13 protein-coding genes are annotated in these 17,593 nt (G+C 50.3%); 11 read left to right on the plus strand and 2 right to left on the minus strand.

What is annotated here, in order from left to right:
- Positions 1-186 precede the first annotated feature (186 nt).
- The 3 genes from C2I18_RS22150 to C2I18_RS22160 all read left to right on the plus strand — a co-directional run bounded on the left by C2I18_RS22150 (position 187) and on the right by C2I18_RS22160 (position 3,073).
- Positions 187-597 (plus strand): GNAT family N-acetyltransferase, encoded by a 411-nt coding sequence (locus tag C2I18_RS22150; RefSeq protein WP_249897896.1) that lies wholly within the window; start codon positions 187-189, stop codon positions 595-597.
- A 69-nt stretch (positions 598-666) separates the two neighbouring features.
- Positions 667-1,077: a VOC family protein gene (locus tag C2I18_RS22155; RefSeq protein ID WP_249897897.1), complete on the plus strand. Its 411-nt coding sequence runs from the start codon at positions 667-669 to the stop codon at positions 1,075-1,077.
- A 196-nt stretch (positions 1,078-1,273) separates the two neighbouring features.
- Positions 1,274-3,073, plus strand: coding sequence for a methyl-accepting chemotaxis protein (locus C2I18_RS22160; protein WP_249897898.1), 1,800 nt, complete (start codon positions 1,274-1,276; stop codon positions 3,071-3,073).
- Here the strand turns inward: C2I18_RS22160 and C2I18_RS22165 are convergent.
- Positions 3,053-3,952 (minus strand): NAD-dependent epimerase/dehydratase family protein, encoded by a 900-nt coding sequence (locus C2I18_RS22165; RefSeq protein ID WP_249897899.1) that lies wholly within the window; start codon positions 3,950-3,952, stop codon positions 3,053-3,055. The genes C2I18_RS22160 and C2I18_RS22165 overlap by 21 nt on opposite strands.
- Before the next feature lie 94 nt (positions 3,953-4,046).
- Positions 4,047-4,793: an RNA polymerase sigma factor gene (locus tag C2I18_RS22170; RefSeq protein ID WP_249897900.1), complete on the minus strand. Its 747-nt coding sequence runs from the start codon at positions 4,791-4,793 to the stop codon at positions 4,047-4,049.
- 181 nt (positions 4,794-4,974) lie between these two features.
- On the opposite strand from C2I18_RS22170, the gene clpP reads away from it, so the two are divergent.
- The 8 genes from clpP (at position 4,975) to C2I18_RS22210 (ending at position 17,468) form a co-directional block, all read left to right on the plus strand.
- Positions 4,975-5,556 (plus strand): ATP-dependent Clp endopeptidase proteolytic subunit ClpP, encoded by a 582-nt coding sequence (clpP, locus tag C2I18_RS22175; protein WP_249897901.1) that lies wholly within the window; start codon positions 4,975-4,977, stop codon positions 5,554-5,556.
- An 18-nt stretch (positions 5,557-5,574) separates the two neighbouring features.
- Complete coding sequence (locus C2I18_RS22180; protein ID WP_249897902.1) at positions 5,575-5,778, plus strand: hypothetical protein; 204 nt, start codon at positions 5,575-5,577, stop codon at positions 5,776-5,778.
- 779 nt (positions 5,779-6,557) lie between these two features.
- Positions 6,558-12,200, plus strand: a complete 5,643-nt coding sequence (locus C2I18_RS22185; protein WP_249897903.1) for an Ig-like domain-containing protein — start codon at positions 6,558-6,560, stop codon at positions 12,198-12,200.
- Positions 12,201-12,397: 197 nt separating this feature from the next.
- Positions 12,398-14,005, plus strand: a complete 1,608-nt coding sequence (locus C2I18_RS22190; RefSeq protein WP_249897904.1) for a helix-turn-helix domain-containing protein — start codon at positions 12,398-12,400, stop codon at positions 14,003-14,005.
- A gap of 112 nt (positions 14,006-14,117) precedes the next feature.
- Positions 14,118-15,128, plus strand: a complete 1,011-nt coding sequence (locus C2I18_RS22195) for a FecCD family ABC transporter permease (protein WP_481857831.1) — start codon at positions 14,118-14,120, stop codon at positions 15,126-15,128.
- Positions 15,129-15,141: 13 nt separating this feature from the next.
- Positions 15,142-16,170, plus strand: a complete 1,029-nt coding sequence (locus tag C2I18_RS22200) for a FecCD family ABC transporter permease (RefSeq protein ID WP_249897906.1) — start codon at positions 15,142-15,144, stop codon at positions 16,168-16,170.
- 42 nt (positions 16,171-16,212) lie between these two features.
- Positions 16,213-16,968, plus strand: a complete 756-nt coding sequence (locus tag C2I18_RS22205; RefSeq protein WP_249897907.1) for an alpha/beta hydrolase — start codon at positions 16,213-16,215, stop codon at positions 16,966-16,968.
- 158 nt (positions 16,969-17,126) lie between these two features.
- On the plus strand, positions 17,127-17,468 hold the full coding sequence (locus C2I18_RS22210) for a hypothetical protein (protein WP_249897908.1): 342 nt from the start codon (positions 17,127-17,129) through the stop codon (positions 17,466-17,468).
- Positions 17,469-17,593: the final 125 nt, after the last annotated feature.

The following is a 17,593-nucleotide window of genomic DNA, read 5'->3' on the forward strand; positions in this document are numbered from 1 at the left end:
CATTTGGCTTGTGAATCATTGGCCCCTGGCGCTAAAAATAGCGTCAGGGGCTTTTTGCCGCAGCAGTAATGGGTAGAAAACAGTTATATTCGTTCTCACCATTGCTTACTTGAGCCGGACATAACTATGGTAGAGCTATAACGATAACGAAAATCCATCCGAATAGCAGAAAGGAATTGCCAAGCAATGAACATCTCTTTTGCAACCGATAACGACTACGACTGGATCAAGAACCGGGACCGTCATCTCCAGGAAAAGTTGATTATACCTAAAATCAGCGGAAAGGAAATTTACTTATTACGCGATGAGAATGAGGCCATCCTCGGGTGGATGCGTTACGGATACTTTTGGGACAATACACCGTTCATGAATATGCTGTGGATTGATCAGCCGTACCGCAGCCAGGGGCTGGGCAAAGCTGTGACCGTACACTGGGAGAATGACATGAAGCTGCAGGGTTACAGGATGGTTATGACTTCATCGCAAGCCGACGAGGGTGCACAGCATTTTTATAGAAAACTGGGTTATACAGATGCCGGGTGTTTAATGCTGGACAGCCAGCCTTTGGAAATACTTTTTACCAAAAAATTGAACTAAATCTCTCTTCCGGTGCTATAATCAAAAAGGAACGAGACAGGCTCAAATATACGCGAGAGGTGATCAGGTATGGGATTTCAGGCAGGCCAGGTTTTTATTAATTTTCCGGTAAAGGATCTGCAGGCATCGGTTGAATTTTTTACCGCTGTGGGCTTTGAGTTTGATCCGAATTATACGGATGAGAACGCTACGTGTATGATTATCAACGACAAGACGTATGCGATGCTGCTGACCCGGGAGTTTTTCAGTACCTTTTCGTCCAAGGCGATAACTGATACCTCCAGCCACACAGAAGTGATTACCGCAATTTCAGCCGTAAGCCGGGAGCAGGTGGACGAGCTGGTGAAGAAGGCGCTGGCTGCCGGAGGGAAGCCCTACAATGATCCCTCGGATATGGGTTTTATGTATACCTGGAGTTTTCAGGATATTGACGGGCATCTGTGGGAAATCATGTACATGGATGAGAACGCTCAACAGTAATTTATAGTATAGTTAATTTGGCCTCCGGACGAGCTCCGGGGGTTTTTTGTTAATGGTTTACGGTCCGCATACAAAACTTGGGAGACTATTTAATATCCGGCCTTTAGAATGAGTTTGTAGGTCTAATAGACTAATAGATTCTGAAGATAGGTATGGAGGGATGATACTCTTGAAGGGTAGCCGGCTGCATTTATCTATGAAATGGAAGTTGATCCTAAGTTTTTCTGCTGTTACGCTCATTTTTTTGGGAGTAGCGGTGTATCAGGGGTACAAGATTAATCAGGTGGAAGTCTCCATGGAACGGCAGAAGTCCGAGATGGAAAAAAGAATCACGGTTTCGGCGATGACCGGACTGCTGCAGGAGATGAACAGCCTGGAAACTTCGCTGGCCGAATCCAGCGATTTGGAGCTCGCTGGAGCATTCAGGGAGAAGCAGCAAAAGTTCGGGGACGAGCTGGCCAAGGTCGATTTTACCCGGAATGCGCCGGGATTCCAGGAACTTCAGGTGCTGAGAGAAGAAGCTGCTCAATATACGGCCCGCTTTGAAGAACTGGTACAGACGATGGAAGACGAAAATCTGGATCCGCTGACTGTGCTGGAACAAATGGATGTTATACATACAGAGGCATTAACGTTACATCAGAACATGATGAACACCAATGAACAGCTGTATTCGGCAGCAGCAGAAAATGCGGAACAGGCGCAGGATGAATCTTTCAGGCTGCTGGGCCAGACCGTGTCGGTCGTAGTGGTTGCGGCCGCGGGGATCTTTCTGTTCACCCTGGTGCTGGGCTGGATGATGCTCCGCTCCTTCCTGTCTCCGGTAAGAAAGCTTCAGGAGGCGCTGCGGCAAATTTCGGAAGGCGACCTGCGCCAGCAGATCAACTCTCCGTATAATGACGAGCTTGGCAGGCTTAGCTATCATTTTGACCATATGGTTGCCCGGGTCCGCGGGATGCTGTCCCAGACCTTGGCTGCCGCCTCTTCACTGGCTGACTATGCAGCTTCCTTTCAGCAGTATTCAGCCGTCACAGCCCATACCAATAAAATCATCGTGCGGACGATACAGGAAATCTCGGCAGGTGCCGATCAGCAGGCGGTACAATCCGAGCACAGCGCAGTGCTGCTGCAGGAGCTGGAGCGGGAAGTAGAGGAGATCACGGAATATACCGGTACCATGCTGTCCACTAGTGAACATGCGAATCAGAATACCCGCAAAGGATCGGATACCGTTACTGCGCTGCGGGAAATTTCACGGCATTCGCGTGAATCCATCGGCAAAGTGTATGAGGCGCTGGAGAAGCTGGTGGAGAACAGCAGGGATATTTCCCGGATCACCAATTCGATCACAGAGATTTCCAAGCAGACGAATATTCTCTCACTGAATGCCTCCATTGAAGCGGCGCGGGCCGGAGCAGCAGGCAAAGGCTTCGCTGTGATTGCCGGAGAAGTCCGGCATTTATCGGTGCAGACCAACGATTCTTCGATTCACATCAGCCGGATCATTCATGAGCTGCAGGACAGTATGGCAGAATTTCAGCAGCATATGCTGGAAACCAAAAAAAGCCTGGAAGAGCAGGATCATCAGGTTGCACAGACCCTTGCTTCCTTCGAGGCTATTGACGGATCGATTATGGGAATCAGCCGGCAGATCGGCCAGATTCACGGCAAGGTGGAGCAGACCCGTAAGCTTAATTCCCGGCTGGCCGAATCCATTCATTCCGTTGCTTCTGTAGCAGAAGAGACGGCTGCCGGGGTTCAGGAGGTCACTGCGTCCAGCACCCAGCAGGATCAGGCCATCCATGACATCGCCCGGCAGGCGGTGGAGATCAATGAGATTTCCCAGCGGTTGTTCAGGGAGATCAATATTTTCAAAATTGCTGAAAAATCAGAGGAGGGGGAACCCCGCTCCGGCCAGCTGCTGTCGATGGAAGAACACCGCAGCGGGGTTCAGCCTCCGGAAGAGAAGGACGACTTACTCGCGCTGGCCGAATGAGTCATTGATGTAGCTGACGAGCTCCGGAAACCACGCAGACAGTGACAGGAATGAGAAGCCCGCTTTGCGGGCTTTTGTGGTGTCCATATGCCAGGACTGTTCAATCCCGAAAGGGGACATGTCTGCTTTGGCGGTTTTTTGCATGGTCAGCGCTTGCTGCCCGGTTGCTTGTTCAATGACGGCAAGAATCTCACCGATGGATAAGGTGCCGTCCGAACAGGCATTTACGGGTCCGGTCAACGATGAATGCCCCAGCCAGTAGAGGAACTCTGCGGCTTCATCCGAGCGGATAAAGGAGATGACGGCTTCCGGGTTGGGAACACCGACAGGCTTGCCTTCACGGACATGGCCGATATGAAAATGAAGCCTCCGCGTGTAATCATCAATCCCCAGTACAATGGGAAAGCGGACCGCTGCAACCGGAAACGCCGTCTGTTTCAGCAGTACTGTCTCTGCCAGGCGTTTGCCCTCCTGGTAGCTGTGGTCATCTTTTCCGCCCGTCTGTACAGGATAGCTGTAAGGGTCAAAGTCTGCTTCCGTCAGCGCTTCCGGTTTGGAGTCATAAACGGACAGGCTGGAGGTCAAGATGTAACGTTTCGCATTCCCGGCAAAAATCCGGGCAGCGTCTGCCGCCTCATCCGGTGAATAGCAGATGTTGTCATAGACGACATCCCACTTGTCGTCCTGAACCGCTTCAGCAAGGGCAGCTGTATCGGTACGGTCTGCATAGAGTCTGTTCAGCCACTCATATCCGCCAAAGCTGTCCTCTGTATTGCCCCGGGTGAGGATGGTTACCTGTGTATCCTGGTCCTGCAGGAGCCGTTCAACAAGTCTTTTGCCAAAAAAACGGGTTCCGCCGAGTACAAGTATATTCCGCATAATTCACACTCCTAGCACAAAGTACAATCATGGAAAATTACGGCATCATAATTCCTGGTCTCCCAGCAATTATTGTAACAAAAAGAACAGCCTCTTAAGCCGCCATCCGCATCCGGGCATTCATTCCGCTGAAGCCGGAAGTTCCATAGCAGCTGCCCCCATCTGTATAGAGCGCATGAACGGTTCCGCTGCTTACCGCCATCGTCATTCCGGCTGCCTTTTCCTGGCGCAGCAGCTCCAGCATCACGGGAAGCTGCCCCTGTTCGTAGGCTTCTGCAAGTGCCTGCAGCAGCGCCCGGAAATCAGCATCCCCGGATACTGCAGGCCCGTCATGGGCCAGCAATTCCCTGCGGACAGCAGTAAGTGCCGTACGGGCACGGTGAAGCGCGGCTTTTACAGCTCCTTCGCTGGTGTCCAGCTTCTGCGCAGCTTCATTTGCGGAATATCCCAGCACATCGCGCAGCAGAAATACAGACCGCTGCAGCGGGGACAAATGTTTGATCAGAGCCTGGAAAACAATCCCGATTTCTGCACTGCTTCCCGGATCTGCCGGATGTGCGGCTTCAGGCTGGCTTTGTTCCAGAGCACGCCCCAGGGCGGATTTACGGCGGGTGGTATCAATCCATGTATTTTTGGCAATCCGCAGCAGCAGGGCTTCAGGATTCGGAGTGATGCTGAATTTGCGGTACCCGAGCGCTTTGACCCAGGTTTCCTGCGCCAGATCTTCGGCCTCGGGGCCGGAGCGGGTGAGCGCAAGGCAATAACGGTTCAGGGCTGCACCCAGCAGCCGGAGCGTCTGTTCATCCGCAGGGATCACGGTATGCTTTTCAAGAATTATCACTTGGCCTCATCTCCTTATCCGGTACTTCCAAAGAAGGGTTCCCTCTATTATATAAACGAACTGCATATTGTAAAAGATACGCCTGTGACGAAGCGATTTGTAAAGTAGGGGTTCCGTATCCTTTGGTTTGTCTTATCCGTTTACAGGATATAAACTACGCAAATCACAGGAGGTATGTAGAATGGGTGTTATCCCCTACGTTATTGAACAAACTGGCCGAGGCGAACGTTCTTACGATATTTATTCCCGGCTGCTGAAGGACCGGATTGTGCTGGTGGGTGCGGCTATTGACGATCAGCTTGCGAACAGTATTATTGCCCAGCTATTGTTCCTGGCGGCGGATGAGCCGGATAAGGATATTCAAATGTTCATCAACAGTCCCGGGGGATCTACTTCCGCCGGCTTCGGGATTTATGATACGATGCAGGTAATCAAACCGCAGATCAATACGATCTGTACAGGGATGGCGGCATCCTTTGGTTCACTGCTGCTTCTGGCAGGGGCGACGGGCAAACGTTATGCGCTGCCGAACAGCGAGGTTATGATTCATCAGCCGCATGGGGGCGCACAGGGCCAGGCCAGTGACATTGCAATCAGCGCTGCCCGCATTCTGAAAATCCGCGAAAAAATCGTCCAAATTACTGCTGAACGGACCGGCCAGCCGGCAGAGAAGGTTGCCAGAGATATGGAAAGGGATTATTTTATGTCCGCCGGGGAAGCGCTGGAGTATGGGATTATCGACAAAATCATTACCAAACTATAATGAAGGAGCGGTTAAGTTATGCTGACAGATTTGCTTGGGCAAAAGGTTACAATTCATTTTGTGGACGGTACGAGCAGCAGAGACGGTGTTCTGGAGACGGTGGATGAGAAGTTTATCAAATACCGTACGGAGTACCAGCTCCTGTACATCCCCATCACCTCGATCCGCGCAGTGGCTCTTGAGACCAAGGAACGTGAGCGGCCGCGTGTAGGGTTTGGTTAAATATGCCTCGTCCTCTTTCGCGCTTTAACGGACAATGCGTCCGTTATTTGCCAAAAATCGCCCCATTTCCATCGCTAACGGACCGTAGTTCCTTTATCCGGCTAAAGGATGGGGAGATGAAGCGCTTTCGGATGGAATAACGGAACCAGGGTCCGTTAGATTTCCAAAACACGCCTCCAGGGCCAAATAACGGAACCAGGGTCCGTTAGCCTTGGCATTTTCAAGTCAATAATAGGGCTTGTGCGCGTGAGTTGACGGGTTGGCGCCGGTAATCGTTAACGCGATGTCGTGGGAAATCAAATTCACATAAAAAAGCCTGTCGAGACTTTCTCGGCAGCCTGAAAGATTAAATACGATGAGGCTGTTTCCGTAGTGGATTTATCTGCGAGCGGGGACGGCCTTTTTCTGTGCATGTAAAGGGGAGTGAAAGCGGACTACGATTGGTTTAGACATTTTTTTTGAAGAAAGCGTGACTTTTATCGTTTTTTCGAAAAAACTACCCTGTTTGTGGGCTATTGAAACGGTTTTTGTCGAGATTTGTTAAGAGTTTGTTCAGAGCGGCCTGATAGAATGGATCAAAGGTATGGACTAACATTTAGGTTTAATTGTTTTCTGTCCGCAGCAAAGCAAGGTGAGAGGAGAATGCGAAAGCTAAGGGAGCAAATACAGAACGCAGCAGCACTTGCTACACAACGGACGGAAAATGATGAATGAATAAGGGGGAGCGTGTTACATTGTTAATGAGCAGGAGTCTTAAGAAGTATATCTCGTTGTTACTCATGATCAGTATGATTTTAACAGGAGCATTTCCTGCATATGCCCTGCCGGAGGAGACGGCTCCTACAAGCTGGGAGAATCTTAGTCCGCTGCCAAGCGGTAACAAGGTAAGTGCTGTAGCCAGGGGCGGAGCGAACAATGCGACGCTGGTTGTAGTGGGCGAAGGAGGAGTTGTTGCGACATCTGGCGGCTCCTCGGCATGGACGATTCGTAATTCAGGTGTAGTTAAAGACTTGAACAACGTTATTTATACGGGCAGCCAGTTTGTTGCTGTTGGCGATAAAGGAACAGTATTAACATCCAGTGAAGGTATATCCTGGATAAATCAGACGGGAAATACTACGAGTACAACGCCAAACCTGAACGCAATCGCTTATGGCGATGGCAAATTAATCGCAGTCGGCGATTCAGGAACGGTCCTTACGTCTAATGACAATGGCGCTGCTTGGAATGCTGCTGTTTCTGGCGTGGATGTTAATCTGAATGATATCGTTTATGAGGCTGGTAAATTTGTTGCTGTCGGTGATGGCGGCAAAATTATTAACTCTACTAATGGGTTGAACTGGTTGGAGCAGTCTTCTGATTCAACTGATAATTTGAAGGGCATCAGCTATGGAGGAAATGAATTTGTTGCGGTTGGAGATAAAGGAGATATAGTTAGTGCTCCTGGTGCTTTAAACTCTTGGACAACAAAGATACGTTTCATGGAGCTCGCTTTCAATAGTGTCACCTATAACGGTAACAAGTTTGTCGTAGTTGGTAATGATGGCAAGATGATCCATTCAATCAACGGAACGGATGATTGGAGTGATCTGATCCCGGTAGCCAATACTACGAATAGTCTCCTGAAAGTAACTTATACCGGGCAGGAACATTTTATAGTTGGCTCTAATGGCACTATGTTTGCCACTATCAACCCCGACGGAATAAGCAATTGGGCGCAGTACGGCTCCATCGCCCCAAGCGCACTGAAGGCGATTACTTACGCCAATAATACTTATATTACCGTTGGTACTGATGGATTGATCGGTACTTCCACCGACGGCCGAATCTGGTCGAAGGTTGTCAGCGGCACGACTGGCGATATTAACGGCGTTGCTTATGGCAGCAGCAAGTTCGTGGCTGTCGGCGCGAACGGCCAGATCCTGACCAGCAGTAATGGTACCAACTGGTCACCTATTATGCCGCCGGTGGACAATACAACGATTAACAGTGTCGTTTATGGCGCAAATGGTTTTGTTGGGGTAGGCAACAGCGGGAAAATTGTAACGTCTACAGACGGAATTAGTTGGACTAAGGCCAGTGACAGTAAGACCGCAAAAAATTTAACTGCTGTCGCATACGGCAACGGTAAATACGTGGCTGTCGGTGCTGACGGTACTATAGTCTTTTCTCTGGATGGGGTTAAATGGGAAGTAAAAACACCAAAAGAGGACGAAGACGATTCCAAAGAGAACAGCGAAGGTTCCAAAGTGGACGCCAGATGGTTGAACAACTTGAACAACATCACCTACGGCAGCGATAAATTCGTGGCGGTTGGCGCGTCCGGAACGGTTATTACCTCCCCGGATAATACAAAAGGGGCAGTGTATACAACCGATTCACAAGTGAATCTGAATGGAGTTGCCTCCGGAAACGGTGTATTTATGGCTGCGGGAGATGGCGGGAAAGTGTTTTCCTCAGACGATCTTTGGGCGAATTCACACATAGAGACTACAGGTACTACCGATAAGCTTAATGCCATTGGGTATTTTGCCGAACTAAACCGGTTTATCGCTGTCGGCGATTCCGGCGTGATGATTATTTCCCAGCCAGTTCTCAATATGCCGAGGGTTATTGGTCAGTCTCCAGAACCTTCTGAGAAGGATATAGAAGTCGATGCAGATCTGATACTTACTTTCAATCAGAAAGTAAAGGCTGCTACAGGAAAAATTTCTATTCATAAAATTACAGATTCAAACCCGGCTGAATCTGTTCTCTTTGAAGAAATCCCTGTGAACGACAGCAGGGTAAAAGTAATAGAGAATGAAGTGACGATTAATCCGGGAAAAGATCTGGATAAAGGTACAGAATATGAGGTCACAGTTACAGCGAATGCCTTCTATGACGAGAGTCAAAGTGTAGGTAACGTAGCGATCGAAAATGGTACATGGAAGTTTAAGACTGTTGCAGCCTTGGATACGACAGCTCCAACGGTAGAGACGTATTCTCCTGAGGACGAAGCTACGGGAGTTGCCACTGACGCTAAACTGACGCTCATATTTGATGAGGATGTAAAGGCTGAGACCGGCTATATTAAAGTTTTCAAGCGCACGGAAGGCAATCCTGAAGAGGTAGAGACAATTTTGGCTGATTCAGAAAAAGTATCTGTTGATGGCAAGACGGTGACGATTAGCCCGTATAATTCGTTTGAATACAATACTGATTATTATGTGATCATTGATGGCGAGGCTTTCCAGGATGCAGCAGGCAATAAATACGCCGGTATCTCTGAAAGCACAACCTGGAATTTCACAACACGGGAAGCACCGGATACGACACCGCCGACAGTAAGCACGCTTTCGCCGGTTAAAGGGGCAACAGGTGTAGCTACTGAAGCCGATCTTGTGCTTACTTTCAGTGAGGATGTACAGAAGGGAACCGGGAACATTGAGATTTACAGCAGTGCGCAGGGCAATGTCCAGCCAGTGATTATTCCTGTCACTTCAGAAAATGTAACGGTTGCCGAAAATGTGGTGACGATCAATCCGGAAAATAATTTTGCCTATGGTACAAGCTACTATGTACACATTGCAGACGGTGCATTCAAAGATGCATCAGACAACAATTATGCCGGTATTTCGAACAACTCAACCTGGCAGTTTACTACAATCGGTGCACCGCCGACAGTAGGCACGTATTCTCCTGTAAACGCGGCAACAGGTATAGCTAAAGATGCTAATCTTGTACTTACGTTCAGTGAGAATGTGACGAAGGCCGATGGCAACATTAAAATTTACAGCAGTACGGATAGCGATAATGCATTAATGACCATTTCTGTTAATACTCCGTATGTAACGGTCCAGAACAATATGGTGACAATTAATCCGCCTATCGACCTGGCTTATGCTACTAACTATTATGTGACTATCGAGCCTAGTGCATTTAAAGGTGCCGGAGGCAGCTACTTTGCCGGTATCTCTGACAGCACCACCTGGCAGTTCACTACAACTGCTGCACCGGATACAACAGCACCAACTGTAATTGCATTTTCACCTGTGCCCGGGGCAGAAGGCGTCGCAATTGCATCCAGTCTGACCCTTACATTCAGCGAGAATATAGTGGCCGGGGAAGGCAATATTGTAATTTTCAATAGTGCAACTGACAAACCAGTAGCAAACATTTTAGCCAAGGATGTATCCATCGTAAATAATGTCGTGACGATTCATCCGACGAACGTTCTGGAGTATGGTAAAGGTTACTATGTAGCGATTGAATCCGGGGCCTTTAAAGATTTGGCAGGCAATTATTATGCAGGACTTGCTGGCCACTCAGGCGAAACTGTCTGGTTCTTCAGAACAATGAGTGAACCTGACAGAATCTCGCCAACGGTAAGCACATATTCACCAGAATCTTGGGCCACAGAAGTAGCCCCTAACACGAATCTGGTTCTTACCTTCAGCGAGAATGTAATGAAATCGGACGGCAGCATTGAGATTTTTAAAAGCACGGATGAAATCAATCCGGTGGTGACGATCCCGGCTAATTCAGACAGCGTAACGATTGTAGACAACGTGGTAACGATTAATCCGGCTAACGATCTGGAACATGGTACAAGTTATTTTGTACGTATTACAGAAGGCGCATTTAAAGATCCGTCAGGCAACAGCTTTGCCGGCATTTCAGGCATCACCGGATGGCGGTTTATGACAACCAGCCTGCCTGATACAGCGGCGCCGCTGGTAACAGCTTTCAGCCCGTCAAATCAAGCTGTAGATGTACCGGCGTCTGCTGCGCTTTCGCTCTTCTTTAATGAGAATGTAGTTGCAGGGGATGCAGATTTCGTGATTATGAATGCGGCAGATGATGCAGCCGTAGCGTCGATTAGAGCGAACAATACAGCGCTAGTCAGCATTACGAATGCTACTGTTACCATTAACACCAATGGTCTGCTGAAACAAGGTGCCAGCTACTATGTAGTAGTTCAGCCTGATGCAGTAAGAGATGAGGCAGGTAACAGCTTTGCTGGCTTTGCGGATAAAACTGTCTGGAACTTCGCAACCGTTCCTGTACCTGTTACGCCAGATCCTGGTCCATCTAATCCTGGCCCATCTGATCCTGGACCATCAGCACCCGGACCTTCAACGCCTGCAGCACCAGCACCTAGTGCTCCATCCTCTACAACAGAAACGATTCCTGCAAATGTTGAGAATGGTGCAGCACAAGGTTCTACCGTATCATCCGTTTCCATTACCCGTTTGACGGACGCAAGCGGCATGAAAAAAGATGAGTTAACGTTCACTGTGGACCAAGTGATCCGGGCAATCAATGAGCTCAAGACAGCCGGATCCAATATTGCCAGAATCATTGTTCCTGATACAAATGATGAGGTTACAGAAACAAAGCTGAGCATTCCTGCAGCTTCCGGCAAGCAATTGGCCGATAACCAAATCACTCTGGATATCTTCACCGTGAATGCAGAAGTGAAGATACCGGGCAGCTCTATGGCCGGATTCGGCCCGGATATTTATTTCAATCTGGTGCCGCTGAAGTCACAGCAGCAGGCGTCAGATGCGGAAGCCCGCGCGAAAGCGCAGATTCAAAGTGTAACCGGCGCTACATCGGTAACGCTCGCAGGCCGTCCAATGACAATTGAGACTAACCTGCAAAGCCGTCCGGTGACGCTCGTATTGCCAATCAGCAATGCTTCGCTGACACCAGCAGAGCTGAACCAGCTGGCGGTATTCATTGAGCACAGCGATGGTACGAAAGAACTCGTCAAGGGTGAGATTGTACCCTTTGGCCAAACCGGCAAATCCGGTATTCAATTCAGTGTAAATAAATTCAGTACATTTACAGTTGTTCTTGCACAGGATCCTGCGGTTGAAGTGAAGGCTTATATGACGGGGTATACCGACGGCACTTTCAAGCCGAACCAAAGCATTACCCGTGCAGAAATTGCCAGCATTATCGCCCGTACCTTTAACCAGTCACCTGCTATTTCCGGCGCTGCTTACAATGATGTTACTGCCGGACACTGGGCAGTAAATGCAATCAGCCTGGTAAGCAGCAGCGGAATCATGAAAGGTTATGAGGACGGCAGCTTCAAACCTAACCAAACAATCACAAGAGCCGAAATGGCGACGATTCTGTCCCGTTTGATTACGGTTGCCGGGGAAAATGCAGTCAGCTTCAGCGATATCACTGGCCATTGGGCTCAGGCAGCTGTAGAAATGACAGCCCGGGCAGGTATCATTACCGGTTATGAGAATGGAACCTTCCGTCCGAACCAATCGTTAACACGTGCGGAGGCAGTAACCATCATTAACCGTGCCTTGGGTATCGCTCCATTGACCAGCGCGGCGCAAAAGTGGACGGATGTCCCTGCGCAGTATTGGGCATACGGCAACATTCAAGCAGCCTCTGTGGATCACACCGCAGAATAATTACAAATAAAAAATCCCTTCCTTGGTCTTCTGACGGGGAAGGGATTTTTTAATGAAGAGAGACCGTTATTGCCAATGAGAATGATTATCAATATACTGGAAGTATATAAATCAGTCCAGCATGGGTGGTGTGCAAGGTAATGGGATCTGTTCAACCCTTACAACAGTCAGCTTCTATAAAAGAACAAGGGAATTCAATGGACTGGGACCGGCTGTCGTTCCGGCTTCTGTCTGTGCAGGCGCTAAAAGGAACTGGAGAGGCTTATCCTGGGCAGCAGCTGCTTTTCTCTTATGCTCTTGCAGTGGTAACTAATGGTTCTGCACAGTTTATCGCTGATCACTCCCAGTATGAGCTGGGTGCAGGTTCGGCGCTGATTCTCCTGCCGGGACAGACCTGTGGAACCGTGCAGCCCGCCGGGGGCCTGGAGATGTATATCTTATATTTTGAGGTGTATTCCCACGGAAAGTTAGAAGATACCGGGTATCTTATTCCTGTTAAAGGTATGCGGCTGTATCAGGGGGACGGCCGGCTGCAGTTCCATCCCTCCAGGGAGATGACTGCCAAATGGAACAGGTTGTGTCTGCTTTCCGGGCAAGCGGACGGGGGTATCGGCTACCGGGATCAGCTTCATTTTCAGGAGCTGCTGTACGAGCTCCGGACAGGCACCCTGCACCGTACGCGGGATACAAATTCGGCTCTTGAGCAAGCCAAGCAATACATAGAAGCCCATTATACAGAGGCGCTGACCGTGGAACAGATCGCCCAGTCTGCTGATTTCAGCGCTAAATATTTCGTGGATCTGTATAAGAGAAAATATGGTAAAAGCGCACTGGAATACGCGGCTGAGCTGCGCCTGCAGCAGGCCAAGCGGCTGATGGCAGAAAGCGGTGCAAAGCTGCGGGATATCGCCCACAAGGTCGGATATGCCGATGAATTCTATTTCAGCCGTAAATTCAAGAAGATGATCGGCATACCGCCTGCGGTCTATATGAAGAGCCGCCGGCGCAAGCTGGCCGCGTATACACCGGGTCTGCTCGGCCAGCTGCTGCCGCTGAATATTACTCCGTACGCGGCGGCGCTGCATCCGAAATGGACGGAATATTATTACCGGAACTACCGTGCCGATATTCCTGTGCACATCAGCGCCTACCGCAATAATCAGGAGTGGCTGTCCAATATTGAGCTGCTTAAACAGTCTGGAGCTGAGCTTATCCTTGCTCCGCCGGGGCTGGCAGATGAAGAGAGGGCCGGGCTTGAGCGGATTGCAGATGTGCATGATCTCTTTAGGGAGAGCGCTGACTGGCGCGGACAGCTTCAGGAATTAGCCCGGTTTCTGGGTGAAGAGTGGCAGTGCGGTCAATGGCTGGAAACCTTCGACTGGGAGGTAAGGGCAGCCAAGGAACACCTGCATGAAGGGGTAAGCCAGCGTTCTGTCACGGTCCTCCGCATGCTGGGCAGCCAGCTGTTCCTTCACTGCAACGAGGGCATGGCAAGTCTCCTGTACGGTGAGCTTGAGCTGCGTCCGGCTTACGAGTGCGGAGAGAAGGTGTACAACGTTCCTGTCACGCCGGCAAGGCTTGCGGAATTGCAGCCGGATTATCTGCTGATGCTGATCCGCCAGGAATACGCTACCCTTGCGGAATGGAAGAAGCTGCAGAATGATCCGCACTGGCTGAGAATTCCCGCGGTCCAGCATCATCATGTTCATGGACTGAGCTCGGATCCGTGGCGCGAGGATTCCGCTTACGCCCAGCTGCGGAAGCTTCGCCAGCTTCTGCAGCTGCTTCCGGCCAATCGTCCATAGTTGTTCCGCAATTTGTCCATGGTACTGGTTACCCGCCTTCGTTATACTTCTAATTGATAATCATTATCAATGATATTATCAATCCAAAAGTTACATAAAGAGTGGGATGACATTGAAGGGGACAAGCGGAGTTAAGACAGCTTTTCTGCTGGTGCTGGGGGCTGTGCTCATTATTACTGTTAGCGTATTATCCGTAGCATACGGGACGAAATCCATGAGTTTTGCTGCGGTCCGGGATGCCGTTTTTCATATGGACCCGGACAATATTGACCATGTGATCGTCCAGACTTCACGGATTCCCCGTACAGCGGGTGCGCTGCTGATTGGTGCTTTCCTGGCGGTGTCGGGAGCCCTGATGCAGGGGATGACACGAAATTACCTGGCTTCCCCGTCCATTATGGGGATTAGTGACGGTTCGGTATTTGCTGTTACACTGTGTATGGTATTCCTGCCTGAGGCCTCGTCCATGGCGATGATTCTGTATTCACTTGCAGGTTCCGCACTGGGGGCATTTCTGGTCTTCGGTATGGCAAAGCTGCTGCCCGGGGGCGTATCTCCGCTGACCCTGGCGGTGCTGGGCACGATCATCGGCACGTTCCTCGGCGGAGTGTCGCAGGCGCTGGCCGTCTATTTCCAGGTATCGCAAAATATCAGCTTCTGGTACAACGCCCGCCTGCATATGATGGACCCGGCAATGATCAGACTGGCGGTTCCATTCGCCGTTGTAGGACTGCTGCTTGCCGTGCTGATGGCCCGGCCTGTGACGATGCTGTCGCTCGGAGACGAGACTGCCGCCGGTTTGGGTCTGAAGGTGGGTGCGATCAAAACGCTGACGATGCTGAGTGTCGTGCTCCTCACCGGAATTTCTGTAGCTATTGCAGGCAAAATCGCTTTTATCGGCCTCATGATTCCGCATATTGCGCGGTTTCTGGTCGGGCAGGATTACCGCAGAATCATTCCGTTTGCCGCTTTTGCCGGAGCCTTCTTTCTGGCCTTCTGTGATCTTATCAGCCGGTACATTAATTTTCCGTTTGAGACGCCGGTCGGTGTGGTAACTGCGCTGTTCGGAGTGCCTTTCTTCCTCTATCTGATCAAGACGAGAGGGGGCGGCAGTCATTCCTGAGGATATTGTGTTAATGAAACCTAAATCCAAGGCACCGGCCTTCTGGAGCCTGTTCCTGCTGATTATGGCCCTGACGGTCATTGGAATTTATATCAGCCTGACTAACGGCACGTTTGATATTTCGGCGGGAGATGTTGTGCGCACACTGCTGCGCATTAATCCGGTAGCCGATCATGATCTGGTGATCTTCGAATTCCGGCTTCCGCGTATTCTGCTCGGGGCACTCGTCGGCTTCGGACTGGGGATTGCCGGGGCAGTGCTGCAGGGGATAACCCGCAACTCGCTGGCAGACCCGGGAATTCTGGGCATCCATGCGGCTGCCGGAGCTTTTGTGGTTGTGTTCATGTTCTTCACCGGAGGCAGCATCAAAGCGCCGGACTGGATTTCGGTGATGAGCATGCCGATGTTCGGATTCATCGGCGGTCTGGTATCTATCGTCCTTCTCTACCTGTTTGCCAGGAACCAGGGCGAATTTCATCCGCAGCAGTTAATTCTTGTCGGAATCGCCTTAGCCTCGGGCTTCGGAGCGGTAACTCTGTATGTGTCACTCAAGATGGACCCGGAAAACTTCGAAATGGCCACCGTCTGGCTGGCGGGGAGCGTCTACAATGCCACCTGGGGACAGATCCTCTCCACGCTCCCCTGGCTGGCCATTCTGACTCCGGTCATCTGGCGGCGTGCGGCGGTGCTGGATTTGCTGCAGCTGCATGAGGTCAGCGTCAAAGGGGTGGGCGTAGCTGTGAACAAGGAGCGGCAGATTTTGCTGCTCTGCTGTGTTGGACTGGTCAGCGCCTGTGTGTCTGTCTCGGGAAGTATCGGTTTTGTCGGACTGATTGCCCCGCATATTGCCCGGCGCCTGATCGGCAATACCTATAAATATATCGTCCCGTTATGCGGTCTGATCGGCATGCTGATGGTGATCCTGGCTGATTTTATCGGCAAAACAGTGTTTGCTCCAACCCAGCTGCCTGTGGGGATTGTGATATCCATTATTGGAGTGCCGTATTTCATCTTCCTGCTGTTCAGAAACCGTACGAGATAAACGCCCCGCTGCTTGCGGAGGCCCGGAGGAGAAAATGACAAGATGGGAGTAAAGTATATCCGCCTTACGGTATACGGACGGGAGCTGGTCATACGTCTGCCTTACAGCTATGGCGTAGAGAACAGGCGGTTTCCGGTAGTATATCTGCAGGACGAAGGCAGTGTAATGAAGCATACGGCCAATTACCTGGACCACTTGTTCAGAGCTGCGGAGCTGAAGGAACTGATCCTTGTCGGTATCGCTTCTGCGGACCGGAATCATGACTATACTCCATGGCCCCTGCCTGCGGTGACCTCTGGAGCACCTGCATTCGGCGGAGGGGGAGAGGACTACCTGAAGGCGCTGGTTGAAGAGATTAAGCCTTATATCGACAGGAATTACCTGACGCTGGATGAACCGCAGCATACGGGGATTATCGGGTATTCGCTTGGCGGCCTGATCTCGCTGTATGCTTCCTACCGGTATCCAGGGGTGTTCGGGCGGATTGGCCTGCTCTCGGCATCCTTCTGGTACGAAGGCATTCTTGATTACATGCGGGAACATCCGGTAGAGCGGCCGGAGCAGCGGATTTATATGTACGTTGGCGATCTGGAAGGCTGCTATAAGACTAATGTGCAAAAAGAAATGGTCGGCCGCACCAGAATGGCGCATCAGCTGCTGCTTGCACAGGGCTTCGGCAGCGGGAACCTGGTACTCGAAGGCGATCCCGACGGTACTCATGACCTGATGTTTTTCAGCCGGCAGTTTCCTCCGGCACTGAAGTGGCTGTTCGGAGGGGCACGGCAGTCCGGGGAATAGCCTCAAGATGATTTTACGGATGGAAGGGCTGGAGCGGCAGAGATGCCGCTTCTTTTTTGTTTATGGCGGCGGATAACTGCAGTTCGTGCAATTAAAAGTCCGCCAAAACTTGGATTCGTAAAAGTAAGTGTATTCTATACAATTAAAATCAGCGAAAGGTGATCTTTTGGCAAAATGCGGTCTATATAAGTGTACAAAGTGCAGTTAAAGCGATTGTTATGCCGAATTTGTTGATTTTAGTTGCAGAAAATACAGTTAAAGCCTTCCAGCGAAGTGCTTTGCCTCAGACGGAGTTGCTGCTAAATGCAATTTGCAGGGCGTATCTCAATAATACTTGGATAAAATGGGCAACCTATAACAACCTTGATGATCGGTCCATTCCTGTTCCAGAGGTCAGCAGTACCGTTTCTACAGTTAACGCGGGAACAGAAACGGGTAAAAGGATATATTACGCCCTTTTGCTGCCTGGCAGGAAGGAGAAGGATTTCATTCATTTTTAAATAAATTGTATGAAGAATACCTCTGCTGTGATACAATAGTCCGGTTGGTCAATTGTAGGGTTATTACTCTGGAACAGCCGGCACAGCTGTTTGGAAATTTAGGTAGTAAGCGCAGGAAAACGAAG

This window comes from Paenibacillus sp. PK3_47, from assembly GCF_023520895.1.
Classification (GTDB): domain Bacteria; phylum Bacillota; class Bacilli; order Paenibacillales; family Paenibacillaceae; genus Paenibacillus_AQ.